Annotated in this window: 16 protein-coding genes; 8 read left to right on the top strand and 8 right to left on the bottom strand. The window is 46.1% G+C overall.

All coding sequences use genetic code 11. The annotated features are described in order from the left end of the window. Positions 1-171: 171 nt before the first annotated feature. Entirely contained in the window at positions 172-1,263 is a 1,092-nt protein-coding gene (locus tag Q9R25_RS03795; protein ID WP_074037031.1) for an FUSC family protein, read from the bottom strand. Positions 1,264-1,438: 175 nt separating this feature from the next. Here Q9R25_RS03795 and Q9R25_RS03790 point away from each other — a divergent pair, with 175 nt between their 5' ends. Both Q9R25_RS03790 and Q9R25_RS03785 read left to right on the top strand, forming a co-directional pair. After that, positions 1,439-2,059, top strand: a complete 621-nt coding sequence (locus tag Q9R25_RS03790; RefSeq protein ID WP_215243946.1) for an NAD(P)-dependent oxidoreductase — start codon at positions 1,439-1,441, stop codon at positions 2,057-2,059. A 16-nt stretch (positions 2,060-2,075) separates the two neighbouring features. Continuing rightward, positions 2,076-5,462 carry a dynamin family protein gene (locus tag Q9R25_RS03785; protein ID WP_215243947.1) on the top strand — a complete coding sequence of 1,129 codons (3,387 nt, stop codon included), beginning with the start codon at positions 2,076-2,078 and terminating at the stop codon, positions 5,460-5,462. Positions 5,463-5,607: 145 nt separating this feature from the next. Here the strand turns inward: Q9R25_RS03785 and Q9R25_RS03780 are convergent, their stop codons facing one another. The 5 genes from Q9R25_RS03780 to Q9R25_RS03760 form a co-directional block, all read right to left on the bottom strand. Beyond that, entirely contained in the window at positions 5,608-6,588 is a 981-nt protein-coding gene (locus Q9R25_RS03780) for a Gfo/Idh/MocA family protein (protein ID WP_159562289.1), read from the bottom strand. A 9-nt stretch (positions 6,589-6,597) separates the two neighbouring features. Continuing rightward, entirely contained in the window at positions 6,598-7,080 is a 483-nt protein-coding gene (locus tag Q9R25_RS03775; protein ID WP_311282814.1) for a GNAT family N-acetyltransferase, read from the bottom strand. Positions 7,081-7,153: 73 nt separating this feature from the next. After that, a complete protein-coding gene (locus Q9R25_RS03770) occupies positions 7,154-7,822 on the bottom strand; it encodes a hypothetical protein (protein ID WP_215243950.1) in 669 nt (222 codons plus the stop codon). 6 nt (positions 7,823-7,828) lie between these two features. After that, positions 7,829-8,509 carry a hypothetical protein gene (locus Q9R25_RS03765; RefSeq protein WP_215243951.1) on the bottom strand — a complete coding sequence of 227 codons (681 nt, stop codon included), beginning with the start codon at positions 8,507-8,509 and terminating at the stop codon, positions 7,829-7,831. Positions 8,510-8,608: 99 nt separating this feature from the next. After that, complete coding sequence (locus Q9R25_RS03760) at positions 8,609-8,977, bottom strand: PH domain-containing protein (protein ID WP_031423744.1); 369 nt, start codon at positions 8,975-8,977, stop codon at positions 8,609-8,611. 119 nt (positions 8,978-9,096) lie between these two features. Here Q9R25_RS03760 and Q9R25_RS03755 point away from each other — a divergent pair, with 119 nt between their 5' ends. From Q9R25_RS03755 to Q9R25_RS03735, 5 genes are all read left to right on the top strand, one after another. Further along, positions 9,097-10,302 (top strand): cation:proton antiporter, encoded by a 1,206-nt coding sequence (locus Q9R25_RS03755; RefSeq protein WP_215243952.1) that lies wholly within the window; start codon positions 9,097-9,099, stop codon positions 10,300-10,302. 98 nt (positions 10,303-10,400) lie between these two features. After that, positions 10,401-10,697 carry a hypothetical protein gene (locus Q9R25_RS03750; RefSeq protein WP_215243953.1) on the top strand — a complete coding sequence of 99 codons (297 nt, stop codon included), beginning with the start codon at positions 10,401-10,403 and terminating at the stop codon, positions 10,695-10,697. A 29-nt stretch (positions 10,698-10,726) separates the two neighbouring features. Further along, a complete protein-coding gene (locus tag Q9R25_RS03745) occupies positions 10,727-11,206 on the top strand; it encodes a helix-turn-helix transcriptional regulator (RefSeq protein ID WP_196430703.1) in 480 nt (159 codons plus the stop codon). Continuing rightward, positions 11,190-11,474: a hypothetical protein gene (locus Q9R25_RS03740; RefSeq protein WP_196430702.1), complete on the top strand. Its 285-nt coding sequence runs from the start codon at positions 11,190-11,192 to the stop codon at positions 11,472-11,474. The genes Q9R25_RS03745 and Q9R25_RS03740 overlap by 17 nt, the downstream gene beginning before the upstream one ends. A gap of 18 nt (positions 11,475-11,492) precedes the next feature. Further along, entirely contained in the window at positions 11,493-11,897 is a 405-nt protein-coding gene (locus tag Q9R25_RS03735; protein ID WP_215243954.1) for a nucleoside 2-deoxyribosyltransferase, read from the top strand. Here Q9R25_RS03735 and Q9R25_RS03730 read toward each other — a convergent pair. Together Q9R25_RS03730 and Q9R25_RS03725 are read right to left on the bottom strand one after the other, a co-directional pair. Further along, positions 11,884-12,510 (bottom strand): helix-turn-helix domain-containing protein, encoded by a 627-nt coding sequence (locus Q9R25_RS03730; protein ID WP_215243955.1) that lies wholly within the window; start codon positions 12,508-12,510, stop codon positions 11,884-11,886. The genes Q9R25_RS03735 and Q9R25_RS03730 overlap by 14 nt on opposite strands. Further along, on the bottom strand, positions 12,434-12,649 hold the full coding sequence (locus Q9R25_RS03725; protein ID WP_215243956.1) for a hypothetical protein: 216 nt from the start codon (positions 12,647-12,649) through the stop codon (positions 12,434-12,436). The genes Q9R25_RS03730 and Q9R25_RS03725 overlap by 77 nt, the downstream gene beginning before the upstream one ends. 127 nt (positions 12,650-12,776) lie before the next feature. Here Q9R25_RS03725 and Q9R25_RS03720 point away from each other — a divergent pair, with 127 nt between their 5' ends. After that, a complete protein-coding gene (locus Q9R25_RS03720; RefSeq protein WP_215243957.1) occupies positions 12,777-14,015 on the top strand; it encodes an MDR family MFS transporter in 1,239 nt (412 codons plus the stop codon). The last annotated feature ends 15 nt before the right edge of the window (positions 14,016-14,030 follow it).

The raw sequence follows: 14,030 nt of genomic DNA, 5'->3' as shown, positions 1-14,030 counted from the left end.
CCAAATGTATCGTTAGAAATTTATTGCTTTATAATCGGGACTCATCCTTAGTAATCGACTGATGATCACTTAAACATCGCTACAAAAAAACCATGAAGGCACACACGATTCTGTGTACTCATTCATGGCCCAATGACATGTTGGTCTTAATTTTCTTGACGGTTTCGTTCTTTAATCCTCGAAGAACCACTTCTTACGTGGTTCCACTTTTAAGTTGTCCCCATGTTTCTTCATTTCAGTGACAAGATAGCGTTCGAGTTCATTCATTGCCTTGACCCAGTCAGTCATCGTCGCCACGAGTGGCACGACAATGAGAATGAGTTCTTCCTCTTCTTCTCGCATGCGCTCAATCATCAGTTTCGCAAAGTCAAAGTTCTCATGGATGAGATCCTCTTCCCGGTCGATGAGATGCTCGTTCTCAAGCTCGTAGGCTGAAAATAATCGTTCATGTCGACGCAACAAGTGACGAATGTGGCGATACAGCTCTTCGCTCAATTGGGGAGGTAGTTGTTCAATCGTATGAAAATCATGATCGAGTTTCTCGATGACGTGGAGCGCGGCACGGTTCGTCTCAATCATTTTAGACTTCAGGACAGCTCGACGGAAGATCGGTGTCTTCTTCTCAAGCCATCGATTCGCTTTAATTTCTTCTTCAAAATAGGCGTAAGTTTGTTTTGAGTCGCTATGCAACTTCTTCGTCTCAGGTAATGATTCGAATGAGGAGCGCCCACCCTCTGTTTCCGCAAATAACCGCGCGATTCGAACAACCATTTGAAATGTGTCGGTGATTTGTGCTTCGAGTTTCCGTTCATATCGCGGGGGGAACAGGAGCGCATTCACAATCAACGCGACCGTAATTCCCATCATGATGAGTAGATAACGCTCGCCTGCAAACACCCACACCGGCATATCCGACTGGCTCGCCCCTTCCATGATGAGAATCGTCGTCAAGATGACGGTCCGTGTCGTCGATTCTAAATTTAAAAAGAGAAGGATGGAGATGGCAATGATGATGACGAATCCGATCGCAATCGGTGTCGGATTCGGAGTGAGTAGCAAGGAACCGACCGCAAGCAATGCTCCAATCAAGTTCCCTTTCATCTCTTCAATCAAGCGAAGCCCAGTCTGATAAACTGACGGCAGGAGCGCGAGTGACGCAGCGAGTGCCGGAACGACGATTTGTTGGAATTGAAATGCCTCAGCAATCAGTAGGACGATTGCGACCGATAGCCCAGTCTTAATAGTTCTAGCCCCAAATTTCATGTAATGGTGCCTTCCTCTCTTACACCTGTCATATGTATTTTTTGCCTTCTTCCTCAATTCTAAAACGTACCATATTCTTTTCAAGGGGAAATGAACCATTTCAGGCAGTTTTGTGAACGCTTCCGTGTTATGATGGCGTTGGATATTTCTTTCATCTTGATGGGGAGGGGTTTACTTGTCAACAATTGCTTTATTTGGCGGAAGTGGCCGTACAGGGGAACGGATACTTGAACGTTTATTGAATCAAGGACATGACGTCAAACTTTTAACAAGACATTCGATGGATTCTAAGGATGGTATCAACCAAATCATCGGAGACGCGACGGACCAAGCAGCAGTACTAGAAACGGTTCGATCTGCAGACGTCGTTATCTCGGCGTTAGGGACGGACAAACAAAACGTATTGTCTACATTCACACCACTCGTGATCGAAGCGATGAAACAATTTAACGTAACACGCATCATCACGGTCGGGACCGCCGGCATCTTACAGGCGCATGATAGCGACAACTATCGCTTTGAAACGAAAGAATCGAAGCGTACGATGACAACCGCAGCCGAAGATCATGCCCGCGCTTATGAGTTATTACGGGATTCAGGTTTAGCCTTCACGATCATCTGTCCGACTCAACTGATCGATGAGCAATCTACCGGTGAAATCATTGTGTCAAAAGAGGTATTGGGGACGAAACATTCAAGTCCAATTTCGAGAGATGACGTTGCCGATTTGGTGATGGCTTGTTTAACGGACGATGACTATGTCGGACACCGTGTCGGCATCACGACGGAATCATAATTAGGGGATGGGAAACATGCACGAACAACAAGAACAATTGGCACGACTCGCTTTAACGTTTGAACAAGAGGAGATGACGGACGCTGCACGACTCGCCCGTACCGCCCTACAAAAAGTAACAAATGAAGAAGTATGGATTGCCGTCTGTGGTCACTTCTCAGCCGGAAAGTCGACATTGCTCAATGACTGGCTAGAGGAAGGGTTCCTTCCGACAAGTCCGATTCCGACGAGTGCCAACATCGTCACATTACGGGGTGGCGAATCAGCGGCAGCCGTCGCAATCAATGATACGGATTGGATTTCATTAGATCCTTCTTCCCTATCAAACATCAGTGACTATTGCAAAGTGGAAGAAATCAAGGAAGTCGAGTATACCATCGATCGATTCCCGTTTGACGAACACGTCGTCTTGATGGATACGCCAGGGATCGATTCGACGGATGAACGTCATCGCCAAGCGACAGAACGTTCGCTCTTCTTGGCCGATCATCTGTTCTTCATGATGGACTACAACCATGTGCAATCGGAACAAAACATCGGGCTGATGAAACAATTTAGCCGGGAAGGACGTCCCTACTCCATCATCATCAACCAAATCGACAAGCATGATGAGTGTGAACTCTCTTTCGTGGAGTTCAAAGCGTCATTGACGAAAGCGTTCCGACATCATGACATCGTCCCAAATGACACATTCTACATTTCACTTCGTGATGGGCAACATCCGCATAACGAAGTCGAGCGCTTGCGGTCATATGTACGTCAAGTCATCGACGAGGCAAAACAGCAACAAGTCGAGCATGCGGATGCATTGATTCATACGCTAGTCCGCCGCAACGAAACATCGATTCAATCGATGTTGGACCAATTGCCAACCTATGAAAAGAGCCCGAAGGAAATGCAATCTCGTCTACATCGTCTTGAAAAGAAACGGGCATGGTGGACCTCATTCCGTCGTGAGTTCTTTAAACACCAAACACCGATCGTTCAAAGTGCGCCGATCATGACTTATGAGTTCCGTGAGTTGTTGCGGTCCTATCTCGAGAGTTGTGCCCCGTCCTTCAAGGTCGGTCTCTTATTCTCAAAAGAGAAGACGAAGCAAGAACGAGCTCGTCGTGAGGAAGTGGCAGTCAAAGAGTTCAATCGTCTGATTGATATGAACTTACGTCCACATCTCGTGAAGTACGCGGAAGACATCATCCGAGATTTGAAACTTCCAGAGACTCTCCTGCCGAAAGGCGATGTCCTCCCGATTGCACCAAGCTCACTCATCACCGAACAAGTGAAATCCGGTGCATCCCTAAGTGGTGATACGGTGTTGCAGTTCAGTCGTGACATCGAGACGGCCCTCGCGACATGGGTGACGAAAGTATCTGAACCTTGGGTCCACTCGACGGATACGTACATGAAAGCGGAAGTCGATTTGCGCTTGGAACAATTTACGACTGAAGAGGAAGCGTTGTATGAAGCGCTCGATACGGAAGCGTTACGGATTCGTCTTTCGAACCGTCTGAATGCTATCGGTCAATATGAAGCGTTGCAACTTGATTCAAATCAGTTAGATCAGTTGGCCGTTCGAAACTATGTCGACGCGACGTACCTTCCTGAAAAACAGTCGAATGTTGTTGAATCAGAGGTTGCATCGACGTCGATTTTAGATGATGATCAGGACTTGTTTGATTTTAATTTTTCTTATGAAAATGCGGTATGTGAAATATTAGAGAATCATCCATTGTTCCGCTCCCGTGTCTCGACATTACGTAAGAAAATCGAGCGCGCGAAGCATGAGCAATATACGTTCGCCATCTTCGGAGCATTTTCGGCTGGAAAGTCCTCGACTCTCAATGCGCTATTCGGTGAGACGGTATTACCGACGTCCCCTAACCCGTTGACGGCATCCATCACAAAGATCGTCCCGCCGAACGGACGGACGAATCGAACGGCATCGATCACCTTCAAATCACACGATGAACTCGAAGAAGAGTTACAAGGTTATGGGACTTCCCTCACCTCGCTCGATGTCGACCACCCGTTCGTCAATGCGGTAAAAGCGGCACCGCTCGATTATCTCGGACAAACGGAAATCGTCGACTATGACACGTTCTGCGCGTTCGTCGCACAAGAAGAAAAAAGCTGTATCGTGAAAGAAATCGAACTATATCTCGACTCTCCTTGGGCACGGCGTGGCATCGTCTTCGTCGATACGCCAGGTGCCGATTCGCAGTTCAATCGTCATAGCGAGGTACAGTTCGGCTACATGCGTGACGCGGACGCCGTCTTGTTCGTCACGTATTATAATCATGCGTTCACGGAAGCGGACCGGGAGCTCGTCATTCAGCTCGGACGGGTCCAAGGGACGGGAGACCACGAGATGTTCTTCCTCGTGAACGCCTCTGATCTTGCGACAGATGACGAGGAGCGGGATGCAGTCACAAGCTATGTCTCACAACAGTTGACCGCGCTCGGTGTCCGCAGACCAAGCGTTCTCCCCATTTCAAGCCGAAACGCCATGCATGGGGATGACGAAGGATTCGATCGATTCGTCTCGACACTTGAACGCTATGTCGACAAAGACCTTCGTCTCGCCAACGCAATGCGTATACAGGAAGAAACGACAGCGCTACTCGCTGCATTTGATCGTGTTTTGAATGAAGCGAAAGAAGACGCGTCGGCGAAAGAACATCGTCGCCAGCAGTTAATCGCTTTACTCGAGAACCCACCGGCACTCGATGTGTCAGCACTCATCGATTTGTTTGACCGGGAAGCGAAAGAACTCCTCGCCCACCTCGAGACGCGTTCGCTCCTCCGCCTCTCGGACTTCGTCAAGGAAACGTTCCATCCGGTCGAGGTCGATGGATCAAGGAAGAGCTTGGAGCGTGCCCTCGGACGGACACTCGATAAGTATGCCTATGACATCCAGCAAGAGCTCCAAGTGTTCCAATATCGGTTGGAGCGATACGTTAAACGCGAGTTCGTCGCCTTGGTCGAACGGTTGACAGAACGTCAAGCGTCTCTCCTTCCGACGCTTGAATTCGACCGAGAACTCGACGTGGCATGGCTACGAGAGGCTGTCGAACCGATTCATCTCGAGACATCACCTTATCAGTCGGTATTGAAGCGCTATAAGAATGCGAGTCAATTTTTCGAGGGAGACGGACGGACGCAACTGAAGGATGAGTTGACCTTACTTCTTCGGGATATGATTCGGTCGCGTCTTGAAACGATTCATACGAAGCAAATCGAACGGGCCAACACGGAAATCAGTAAAGCTGAAGTCGAGATTGAACGAGAGTGGTCGACTCAATTGAAAGAACTTGCCGATGCAGAGCTCAGCATGTTGACGGACAACCATTCCTTTGATGAGATGCATGAACGTCTCGAATCGCTCAGAAAGGAAACGGTATGAACACATTACTGCTCATCGGACTCATTCCCGCTGTCGTTATGACGATTGTTCTGGGGCTGTTTCTGAGATATCTCTATTTGAACAAAGAATAACGGGAACGGTCCTCGATGCGCACATGACATCGAGGACCGTTTTAAGTTTGTATTTATTTGTCTGCTGGATAGACCACGCCAAGCTGTGTTCGAACGTTCGTCATCACATCAGCAAGACGAATCATGTCATTTGCTGAATGTACAACTGTTTCCGAAGCACTAGCTTCGATCGCACGGACGAACGCTTCGATCTCATATGACATCGGAGCATTCTGTGATTCTGATACGATTTCTGACGTGCCATCTCGCAACTCTAGACGGACTTCATCACACGTCGCAATATCGTCGATGACGATGCGTCCTTTTTCCCCGATGATCTCAGAAGGAGTCGATGTCGCATGAATCTTTGAATGCATGATGATCACATCCAAATCGTCATAAGAGAGAATGACCGTTCCGCTCCCGTCCACTCCAGATTCCAGCTTCACACCGCTCGCCTGGATATCATTTGGTTGACCGAACAGTTTTAAAGCAGGACCAAGGAGATACACACCAAGGTCCATCAACGAACCGTTCGAGAATGCAGGATTGAACGTATTCGGGTTCTCCCCTTGTTTATAGAGGTCATACCGTGAAGAATACTGTGATTTATTAAAGACGGCCCGACGCACCGGAGCAATTCGCTCCATCGCCTGTTGAATCCGTTCAAAATTCGGCATGAACAAGTTTCGAAGTGCTTCAAGTAAGACGACCTGGTTCTCCTTCGCCACTTCAACCAAACGAGTCACTTCCTGGACGTTCGAGGCGAGTGGTTTTTCACAAAGGACGTGTTTGCCATGCTGCATGAACAAGATACTCTGTTCGGCGTGAAGTGAGTTCGGACTCGCAATATAGATGGCATCGATGACATCACTCTTCGCCATCTCTTCAAGTGACGTGAACGTATGTAAGATGGAGTGACTCGCTGCATATTCGTTAGCACGCGAATCCGTGCGCGAATAGAGAGCTGTCACTTCTACGTCATCCAACTGATTGATTGTGTCAATAAACCAGTCTGTGATGAAGTTTGTACCAATAATGCCAAAACGGATCATGTGAATTCCTCATTTCTGTTCTTTCAGTTTTTTGATGAGTAAAATTTCATCCAATAAAGGAATCTTATCATATCCGACATGTGGGATTGTCGCTTTCAGTTTTCTTGCCCGCGTCACCGCATCATGAATGATTCGTTCTAGACGATAGCCACGACGTTGATAAAAGCCAAGCGATCTCAAATTATCATTGGTTGTGATGACGATTAATTGCTTAACTCCGTGCTGCATACCAATTTCTTCAACAGCATGGAGTAAGTGAGAGCCGATCCCACTATTCTCTATCAGACTATCAAGAGATATGATTTCTACTTCTTCATCCCGAATAAAATACGTAACAAGACCGTGAATTTGATTTGTTTTCATGTAGACAAATCCTTCGAGCTCTGCACAATCGTATGTTCCCGAAGAAACGACCATTTGAGTTGAACCCCAATGTTTAACAAAAAAATTGCGAATATCTTCTTGCATACTAGTATTGATTGGTACAATCATTTAGTTCATCCCTGTCTATATATGATTAAAAATACGGTATTCGAAATATATTGCAAGCTATTATACTCTCTTATTATTTGGTTTCATTCTGAGAGACTTCGGCACGTCTCCTCTCCTTAAACGGCCAACGATAAGTCTTTTCCTCATTTCCGACATAGGCTACACCGTTTTCAATAGTCAACGAGGAACAGTCAAGGAGATGACGTGGCATCGGATAAGAGTCAATCCGTCCGTCCACTTGGACATGAACGAGACGACCGTCGATTGAAGAGATGACCCACACCCCCTTCTCTGATGCACACATCACGTCACAATCATGAAGGACCGGGGCATTTCTGACTTCTTGATTATAGCGAAAACATACGGCTCCCTCTGTTGATAAGCAGACGAGTGCCTCGGTCGAGACCCCTTCTCCAAAGATACCCTCGTCCCCATACCCGATCCAGATTCCCGTTTCATTTATAACGACTACTGCAATCGCGTTACCTGCGTGAAATGAATGTTTGATGTCTCCGTCTGCATCTAACACCCACGCATTGATTGGTTCTCCTTCTAACGTAAACGCCCAAATGAACAAGTGATTCTCGTCAATGATTCGAATACCTGCCACATATTCATGCCGTTTGAAGTCTATAGTCAACCCATTCCAATGGATGTAGAATTGATGATTGGACTTGACCAAACGAGCGGAACCCATAGGCTTCCGCGTATCGGAATCAACCATCTCTATTTCATCGTTCATACACCATCACCCCTTACCGTCTTCCGATCGCTTGGAATGTAATGCCTCTCGAAACTGTCTAGATTCTTCATCACTCACCACTTCGTCTATATATCTCGATTTCCAATAAGGCGAAAGGTCCAACTCGTCCACACCGATTCGCTTGAACCAATCTAACACCGTCTCATTCGGTTGATGTCTTGAGGCAATCGGCAAGTCCAGATTGAACTGGATGAGCGCATTCCGAATCGCATTATCGGTCCATTGAACCTCTTTGGATTCCACAAATCTATTTGCTTTAGCCTTACGCCCTCTTCGTTTTACGGTGCCACTCGAGAAATCAATGGTCGAGACGACACGCTTTCTTTTCCGTAGCAAGCTGAGCGTCAAAATCAGGAGAACAATCAAACCCCCAATAAGGAACCATAACCAGTATGAATTTCCCGACTCGGTTACTGTCCCTCCTGTTTCGAACGTATAGTCTAAAAAATCATTCTTCAAGAATTGAAAATCCTCATCATCTTTCAGACGAAACTTCCCTCCATATTCATCACTGCTGGTTCCGTCCTCTCCAGACAAGAGAAGCACGATTCCACCTTTTGTCGGGTCGTGAAACCATTCCCAAAATAAACGAGCCAGATAGATAAATCCAGTCACCAACACCAAACTGCCGAGCATCATCATCAATAATCGGGTTGTAAATCGCATCGTAACCTCCGTCACATATTATGTATGATCGTATCATGTATGATAAGAGATTGTCAGAAAAATCCAAACGAAAAGACCGAGAACTCTCGGTCCGCTGTTTTACAAAATTGCTTCTGCGAGTAATCTGTCGAACTTACGCACATCCACTTTTTTATTTAGATTGATCTTAATTGTTCCCGCGCGAGTGAACAGTTGGACTTCTGAGTTCAAGTCGAACATTCTTCCCGCATTCTCCGTCGAGTACATATTAATCGAGTCGTACGGAAGCGAGTAGACTTCAATCTTCTTCCCCGTGAGCCCTTGAGCGTCACGGACAATGAGACGTTTGTTCGTGAAGACGGCGACGTCACGTACCGTCTTGTAGGCAGCGACGGCCCGCTCCCCATCGATGAATGACTCCGTGATGTCACTTGGCACCTCACACTCTGAATAAAACGTCCACGACAAATCACCAATCGGGTTTCCCATAACGATTCCTCCCTATATGAATTGAATGTACTATCCCCTATATTCCACAATTCTCGTTTGATTAGACCTTGAATGGGAAGATAGTGTATAGCAACTTGATTGTAGAGGAGGACGTCGTCATGATTGCGCAGCAAATCATCACATTACTACTGATCGGCTATTTGATTTATTTAATTGATTCCAAACGAAATTATTTCCCTGTCCCGGTCATCTTGGTCTTGATTGGAATAGCGCTCTCATATATCGCTTTTTTTGATTCGATGTTTATCTCAAAAGATATGATCTTCGAGGTGTTCCTACCAGCACTTCTGTTTACATCGGCTTATCAGTTCAAATACAAAGATTTGAAAGACAATATCGGGATCATAACGATATTGAGTACGATTGGTCTTGTCTTGACCGCCATCCTGATGGGGTATGGCACGTTTTGGCTGAGCGAGCTCTTCACCCCGCTCAGCCTGACCGCCTCTTTCTTATTGGCGTCCATCTTGATTCCGACCGATCCCGTTTCCGTGACGGCCATTTTAAAACGGAGTAAAGGGGAAAAACGGATTGCGGATGTTGTCGAAGGTGAATCAATGGTGAACGATGGAACAAGTGTCGTCATCTTCGCGATCTTCCTCAGTATGTTCGCGACAGGAGAACAGTTCTCCACGCTCAGCTTTTTAACTGAATTTTTGATTGTTTCAGCCGGAGGAATCGGCATCGGCTTCATCTTTGGATTTGTACTGAAGAAATTGATGATTGTCAGTTTTAAAAAGCATGAACTCGTCATGTTGACAATCGTTATCGCGTACGGGGCATTTTATCTCGCCGACGCGCTAGAAGTATCGGGAGTCCTTGCGACCGTCACAGCCGGCATGATGCTTTCTCATGAACTCGGCATGAAAGAGGACTACGAATCGGTCCAGCGTCACTTGAATGGCTTTTGGGACATCGTCATTCCGATATTGCTCGCTCTCCTGTTCTTATTGATTGGAATCGAGGCGACCAGCTATTTGTCTGTATCGCTCTGGACGTTCGCTGTTCTTTTATTCCTACTTTCGCTTCTGACCCGGTTCATCGTCGTCGGCGGTCTCGTTTATACCGTCCCTGTATGGCGTAGAGAATTTAAAGACGATTTGACAGCGACTTCGCTCCTTACTTGGTCCGGAATTAAAGGAACGATGTCGATTGCCCTCGTCCTCTGGCTAGAGGCAGAGAACATTAACGGCTCGAGCGAAATGATATCTCTCGCGTTTGCCGTCATTTTACTCTCTCTGATCTTACAAAGCATCGGTGTCTACCCATTAACGACCTATTTAACGAATAAACATGACGAGTGACGGAACCCTTCCTTAGAGAAGGGTTTTTTACATTCTGAAATTGACATCGCCCACTTTTAGTGTAAAATTACACTTGTAATATACTAGGAGGTGATTCGTTGGAAAACACTTCAACGCCATCCGCTGCCATCTCTACTGGAGTTGTGACCGTCGTGCTTGCACTCATCGCTTCGTTTCTGACTCCATCGTTCTTGAAGGTTGGCATCATCTGGGATATCGTTGCGTTCTTAGTCATCGGGATTGCGACATTCAGTTTTACATACCATTATTATCAATCAAAACGATTGACCTACTGGCAATACATTTGCTGTTATGTCATCGTCTGTCTCTTTTTATTCACCGTGTTTCTCGGAATCTCATGGTTACTGATTTTCATAAGCTCGGCGACGCTCTGAGTCGAACAAACAGGAAGGAAGAACCGATTATGAAAAAATCCGAATTTATTGGACAAGTCTCTCGAAAAATGAAATTGATTCGCATCGAATCCCAGTATTCACAGGAAGAGATGGCGAACTTACTTGGGATTTCAAAAAAAACACTCATCCAAATCGAGAAGGAGCGAAATGAAGCAAGCTGGTCGACGATTGTGACGCTATGCGCGCTGTTCAATGAAAGTGAGATTCTCGTACACTTGATTGGCGACGACCCCGTTGAATTCGTCAAACTGATTGCAACCGAGAACACATACGAGCCGAAAGAAAAAACACTCGGCGGACGTGTCTTTTGGCATGCGATCAAAGAGGGGTCCCACTTCATTCTTCAACAGAACATCATCAGCGGACATTACCGCATCATCGATCTCGATCATGTGAGATGGTACAGCACGTTTGATGCGGAAGATGCCGAACAGGTGCGGTTGAAGTTGGAACTTCATCGTGAGGTATCAGATGACACGAAAGCATAAAGATTTGATGATGGCTTTCAGTCTAATCGTCATAACGACCGTCTACTTTTGGCTGATCCCAAACATCGCGTATGACTACATTTGGTTCGTCGGCACAATCATTTTACTCGTACTCTCGTCTTTATCAATCACGCGCTTGATTCAATCATACGTTCCACTTTCTTTGATGAAATTCGTCCTGATTAGCGTGATTTTTTTCCTTGTACTCTGTTGTCTGTTGATTATCCTATTTTATGTCGTAGCGCTTTACCAGATGAACCATTTGTGACGAATTGGAGGTCTTTGTATGCGATTTTATGTCGGTTCAAGCTTTTCAAATATCGAAGAAGTACGTTTCATCCGTGATCATCTGGTTGCGTTCGGTCACACCTATACATACGACTGGACCCAAAACGAACGTGCCGCTTCAATCGATGCGTTACGTGCGATTGGCGAAGAAGAGGTTGCTGGAATTCAAACAGCGGACTTCGTCGTCATCCTCTTGCCTGGAGGAAAAGGCGCACATGTAGAGCTCGGGATCGCTCTAGGAACGAACAAGCCCGTTTACCTATATGATTTGGGTGACCAGATGATGAATATGGAAGAGACGAGCACGTTTTATCATGTGGATGCGGTACAACGCTTGGAGGGATCGTTCCACGACCTCCCCCACCAAATCCAAGGTCGATTGGAGCTCTCTAATCACGTTTGAGCTGATGTCCTTTATTCTCACGAAATCGAGCCGGGGTGCAACCTACCCATTCCGCGAAATGTCTGTTCAGCTGAGCTGGACTATTGAATCCGACTTCCTGGCTAATTGCGAGTAACGTAAGGTCCGAATAGCGTAGAAGTGATTTCGCATGAATCAGGCGTTGTCTCGTGATGTATTGATACGGCGTCTGACCGATTCGCTCTCGAAAGTTCCGTATGAACTGATACTTACTTTGATGGACGATTCGACTTAATTCCTCAATGCGAAGCTCTGTATGATAAGAATCATGAATGACACGCAAAACCGGTACAAATAAGTCTTCAGCATCTAAAAAAGTGTGGATGAGGTGACTCTGAATGAACGTCATCACATCATCTGTAAGATCAATCTCTAAAAATCCTCGACTTGACCACTCCCCTAACAGTCTTCTTATCGACATGACCGCTATGGAAGGAAACATTGGATTGACCCTGTTTTCAAACCCGTTCAATAGACTCGCAATAAACCGAAAACTCACATAAGTCGTTTCAGTTGAATCAGCGAATAGTCGATAGGACTGATTCGGTTGAACCACAATCGATTCGCTGTCTTGGAGACGATAATTCGAATGCATCCACCTCAATCCCAATTTTCCCTTCCAACACGAGCACCCAGACGATGTCTTCTTTGCTCTTTTCTCTTTCTGTCGTCCAATCCCCACCAGAAGAGACGTAACGTATGGCGACGTCAGGCAGTGTAAGTAATTGTTCCATATACCCCTCCAGATTATTGCGCAAAAATCGAGCAATATAGTGCACGATGATTCACTTCAAATCACGCATACTGTTCATAACAGTCAAGTGGCCACTTCACTGACCTTATGAAAAGATGGTGATTCACATGTTTCAATCGCTTCATCCTAACCTAAAAGTTAGACTTGGCTTGAACTTCTTTCAAAAGCTGACTCAAACCGCCGTATTTCCTTTTTTGACGATTTATTTCGTTCGCCAGTTCGGTGCGACGGAGACCGGACCGCTCATTGTCTTGACGATGATTGCCTCATTCATCGCAAGTCTCTTTGGAGGCCAACTGTCCGATCGTTACGGAAGAAAACGAATTCTCTTCATCGGAGAAATACTACGTTTCGCATGTTATATCGGAATGGCAATCGCAGGTTCTCATGTAATTGACAGTGCCACCTTATTATTTATCTTCTTCTTTTTTAGTAATCTCTTGAGTAGTGCCATCACGCCAGCAAACGAAGCCATCTTAATCGATGATAGCCGACCCGAGCAGCGAAAATATTTGTATACACTCAGTTACTGGCTGATGAACGGGTCCATCGTCATCGGTAGCCTAATCGGCGGCTTCTTCTTCGAACAGCATCTCTTCTACTTGTTAGTATCGGCAGCCATTCTTTCATTCGGATGTGTCTTCCTGATTTTCATCAAACTCGAAGACAACTATAACCCTTTACCGCGTAAAGGACAGAAGACTACTAATGTATGGACAGGATACCAGACGGTCATGAGGAACCAACTCTTTTTGAAATACCTTGTCGCAGGGATTTTGACATTGTCATTAGAGTTGCAACTAACTCATTACTTAGCGATTCACTTTGCTGAAACGTTACACGCTGTCCCGTTCTTTCATTTTTCACTAGATGGGACGAAGATTCTCGGACTGCTTCGAGCGGAGAATACGATTCTCGTGTTACTGCTCGGTCTTGTGTTGATGCGTTGGACCAAATCTATCTCTGAACATGCGTTACTTTACACGGGTGTCACACTGTTCAGTCTTGGATTCGCCATTTTACCGGTTTCACATAATCTTTCAATGTTAGTGCTCGCTACGGCTTGTTTCACGTTTGGAGAACTGCTATATGTCCCCATCCACCAAGCCATGCTAGCTCGACTCATCGAAGACCACCTCCGCAGTCAATACTTGGCCGCGAACGGTTTCCGCTACCGAGGTGCGCTTCTCATCGGCGCAATCAGCGTCTCGACTTATGATGTCTTGTCACCTAGTTGGACGGCCATCACTTATATTTGCTTTGGTATATTGGCAATCTTCTTCTATCGTTCAATCTTGAAAGAACTGGATAAGTGTCAACCTTCAGAAATGGACCGAGCTTCCTAGATGACAACCATAGTT

The organism is Exiguobacterium sp. BG5(2022), assembly GCF_031844365.1.
Taxonomy (GTDB): Bacteria; Bacillota; Bacilli; order Exiguobacteriales; family Exiguobacteriaceae; genus Exiguobacterium; species Exiguobacterium profundum.
The sequence above is the reverse complement of the archived record's forward strand: the minus strand, read 5'-3'. Positions and strand labels throughout refer to the sequence as shown.

What these genes read in the sequence shown, in the direction of transcription:
- Q9R25_RS03760 (WP_031423744.1), bottom strand. Translation starts at nt 8,977, where the DNA reads ATGGGAAACCCGATTGGTGATTTGTCGTGGACGTTTTATTCAGAGTGT.
- Q9R25_RS03720 (WP_215243957.1), top strand. Translation starts at nt 12,777, where the DNA reads ATGTTTCAATCGCTTCATCCTAACCTAAAAGTTAGACTTGGCTTGAAC.
- Q9R25_RS03730 (WP_215243955.1), bottom strand. Translation starts at nt 12,510, where the DNA reads ATGCATTCGAATTATCGTCTCCAAGACAGCGAATCGATTGTGGTTCAA.
- Q9R25_RS03770 (WP_215243950.1), bottom strand. Translation starts at nt 7,822, where the DNA reads ATGAACGATGAAATAGAGATGGTTGATTCCGATACGCGGAAGCCTATG.
- Q9R25_RS03740 (WP_196430702.1), top strand. Translation starts at nt 11,190, where the DNA reads ATGACACGAAAGCATAAAGATTTGATGATGGCTTTCAGTCTAATCGTC.
- Q9R25_RS03780 (WP_159562289.1), bottom strand. Translation starts at nt 6,588, where the DNA reads ATGATCCGTTTTGGCATTATTGGTACAAACTTCATCACAGACTGGTTT.
- Q9R25_RS03735 (WP_215243954.1), top strand. Translation starts at nt 11,493, where the DNA reads ATGCGATTTTATGTCGGTTCAAGCTTTTCAAATATCGAAGAAGTACGT.
- Q9R25_RS03795 (WP_074037031.1), bottom strand. Translation starts at nt 1,263, where the DNA reads ATGAAATTTGGGGCTAGAACTATTAAGACTGGGCTATCGGTCGCAATC.
- Q9R25_RS03755 (WP_215243952.1), top strand. Translation starts at nt 9,097, where the DNA reads ATGATTGCGCAGCAAATCATCACATTACTACTGATCGGCTATTTGATT.
- Q9R25_RS03765 (WP_215243951.1), bottom strand. Translation starts at nt 8,509, where the DNA reads ATGCGATTTACAACCCGATTATTGATGATGATGCTCGGCAGTTTGGTG.
- Q9R25_RS03775 (WP_311282814.1), bottom strand. Translation starts at nt 7,080, where the DNA reads ATGATTGTACCAATCAATACTAGTATGCAAGAAGATATTCGCAATTTT.
- Q9R25_RS03745 (WP_196430703.1), top strand. Translation starts at nt 10,727, where the DNA reads ATGAAAAAATCCGAATTTATTGGACAAGTCTCTCGAAAAATGAAATTG.
- Q9R25_RS03725 (WP_215243956.1), bottom strand. Translation starts at nt 12,649, where the DNA reads ATGGAACAATTACTTACACTGCCTGACGTCGCCATACGTTACGTCTCT.
- Q9R25_RS03785 (WP_215243947.1), top strand. Translation starts at nt 2,076, where the DNA reads ATGCACGAACAACAAGAACAATTGGCACGACTCGCTTTAACGTTTGAA.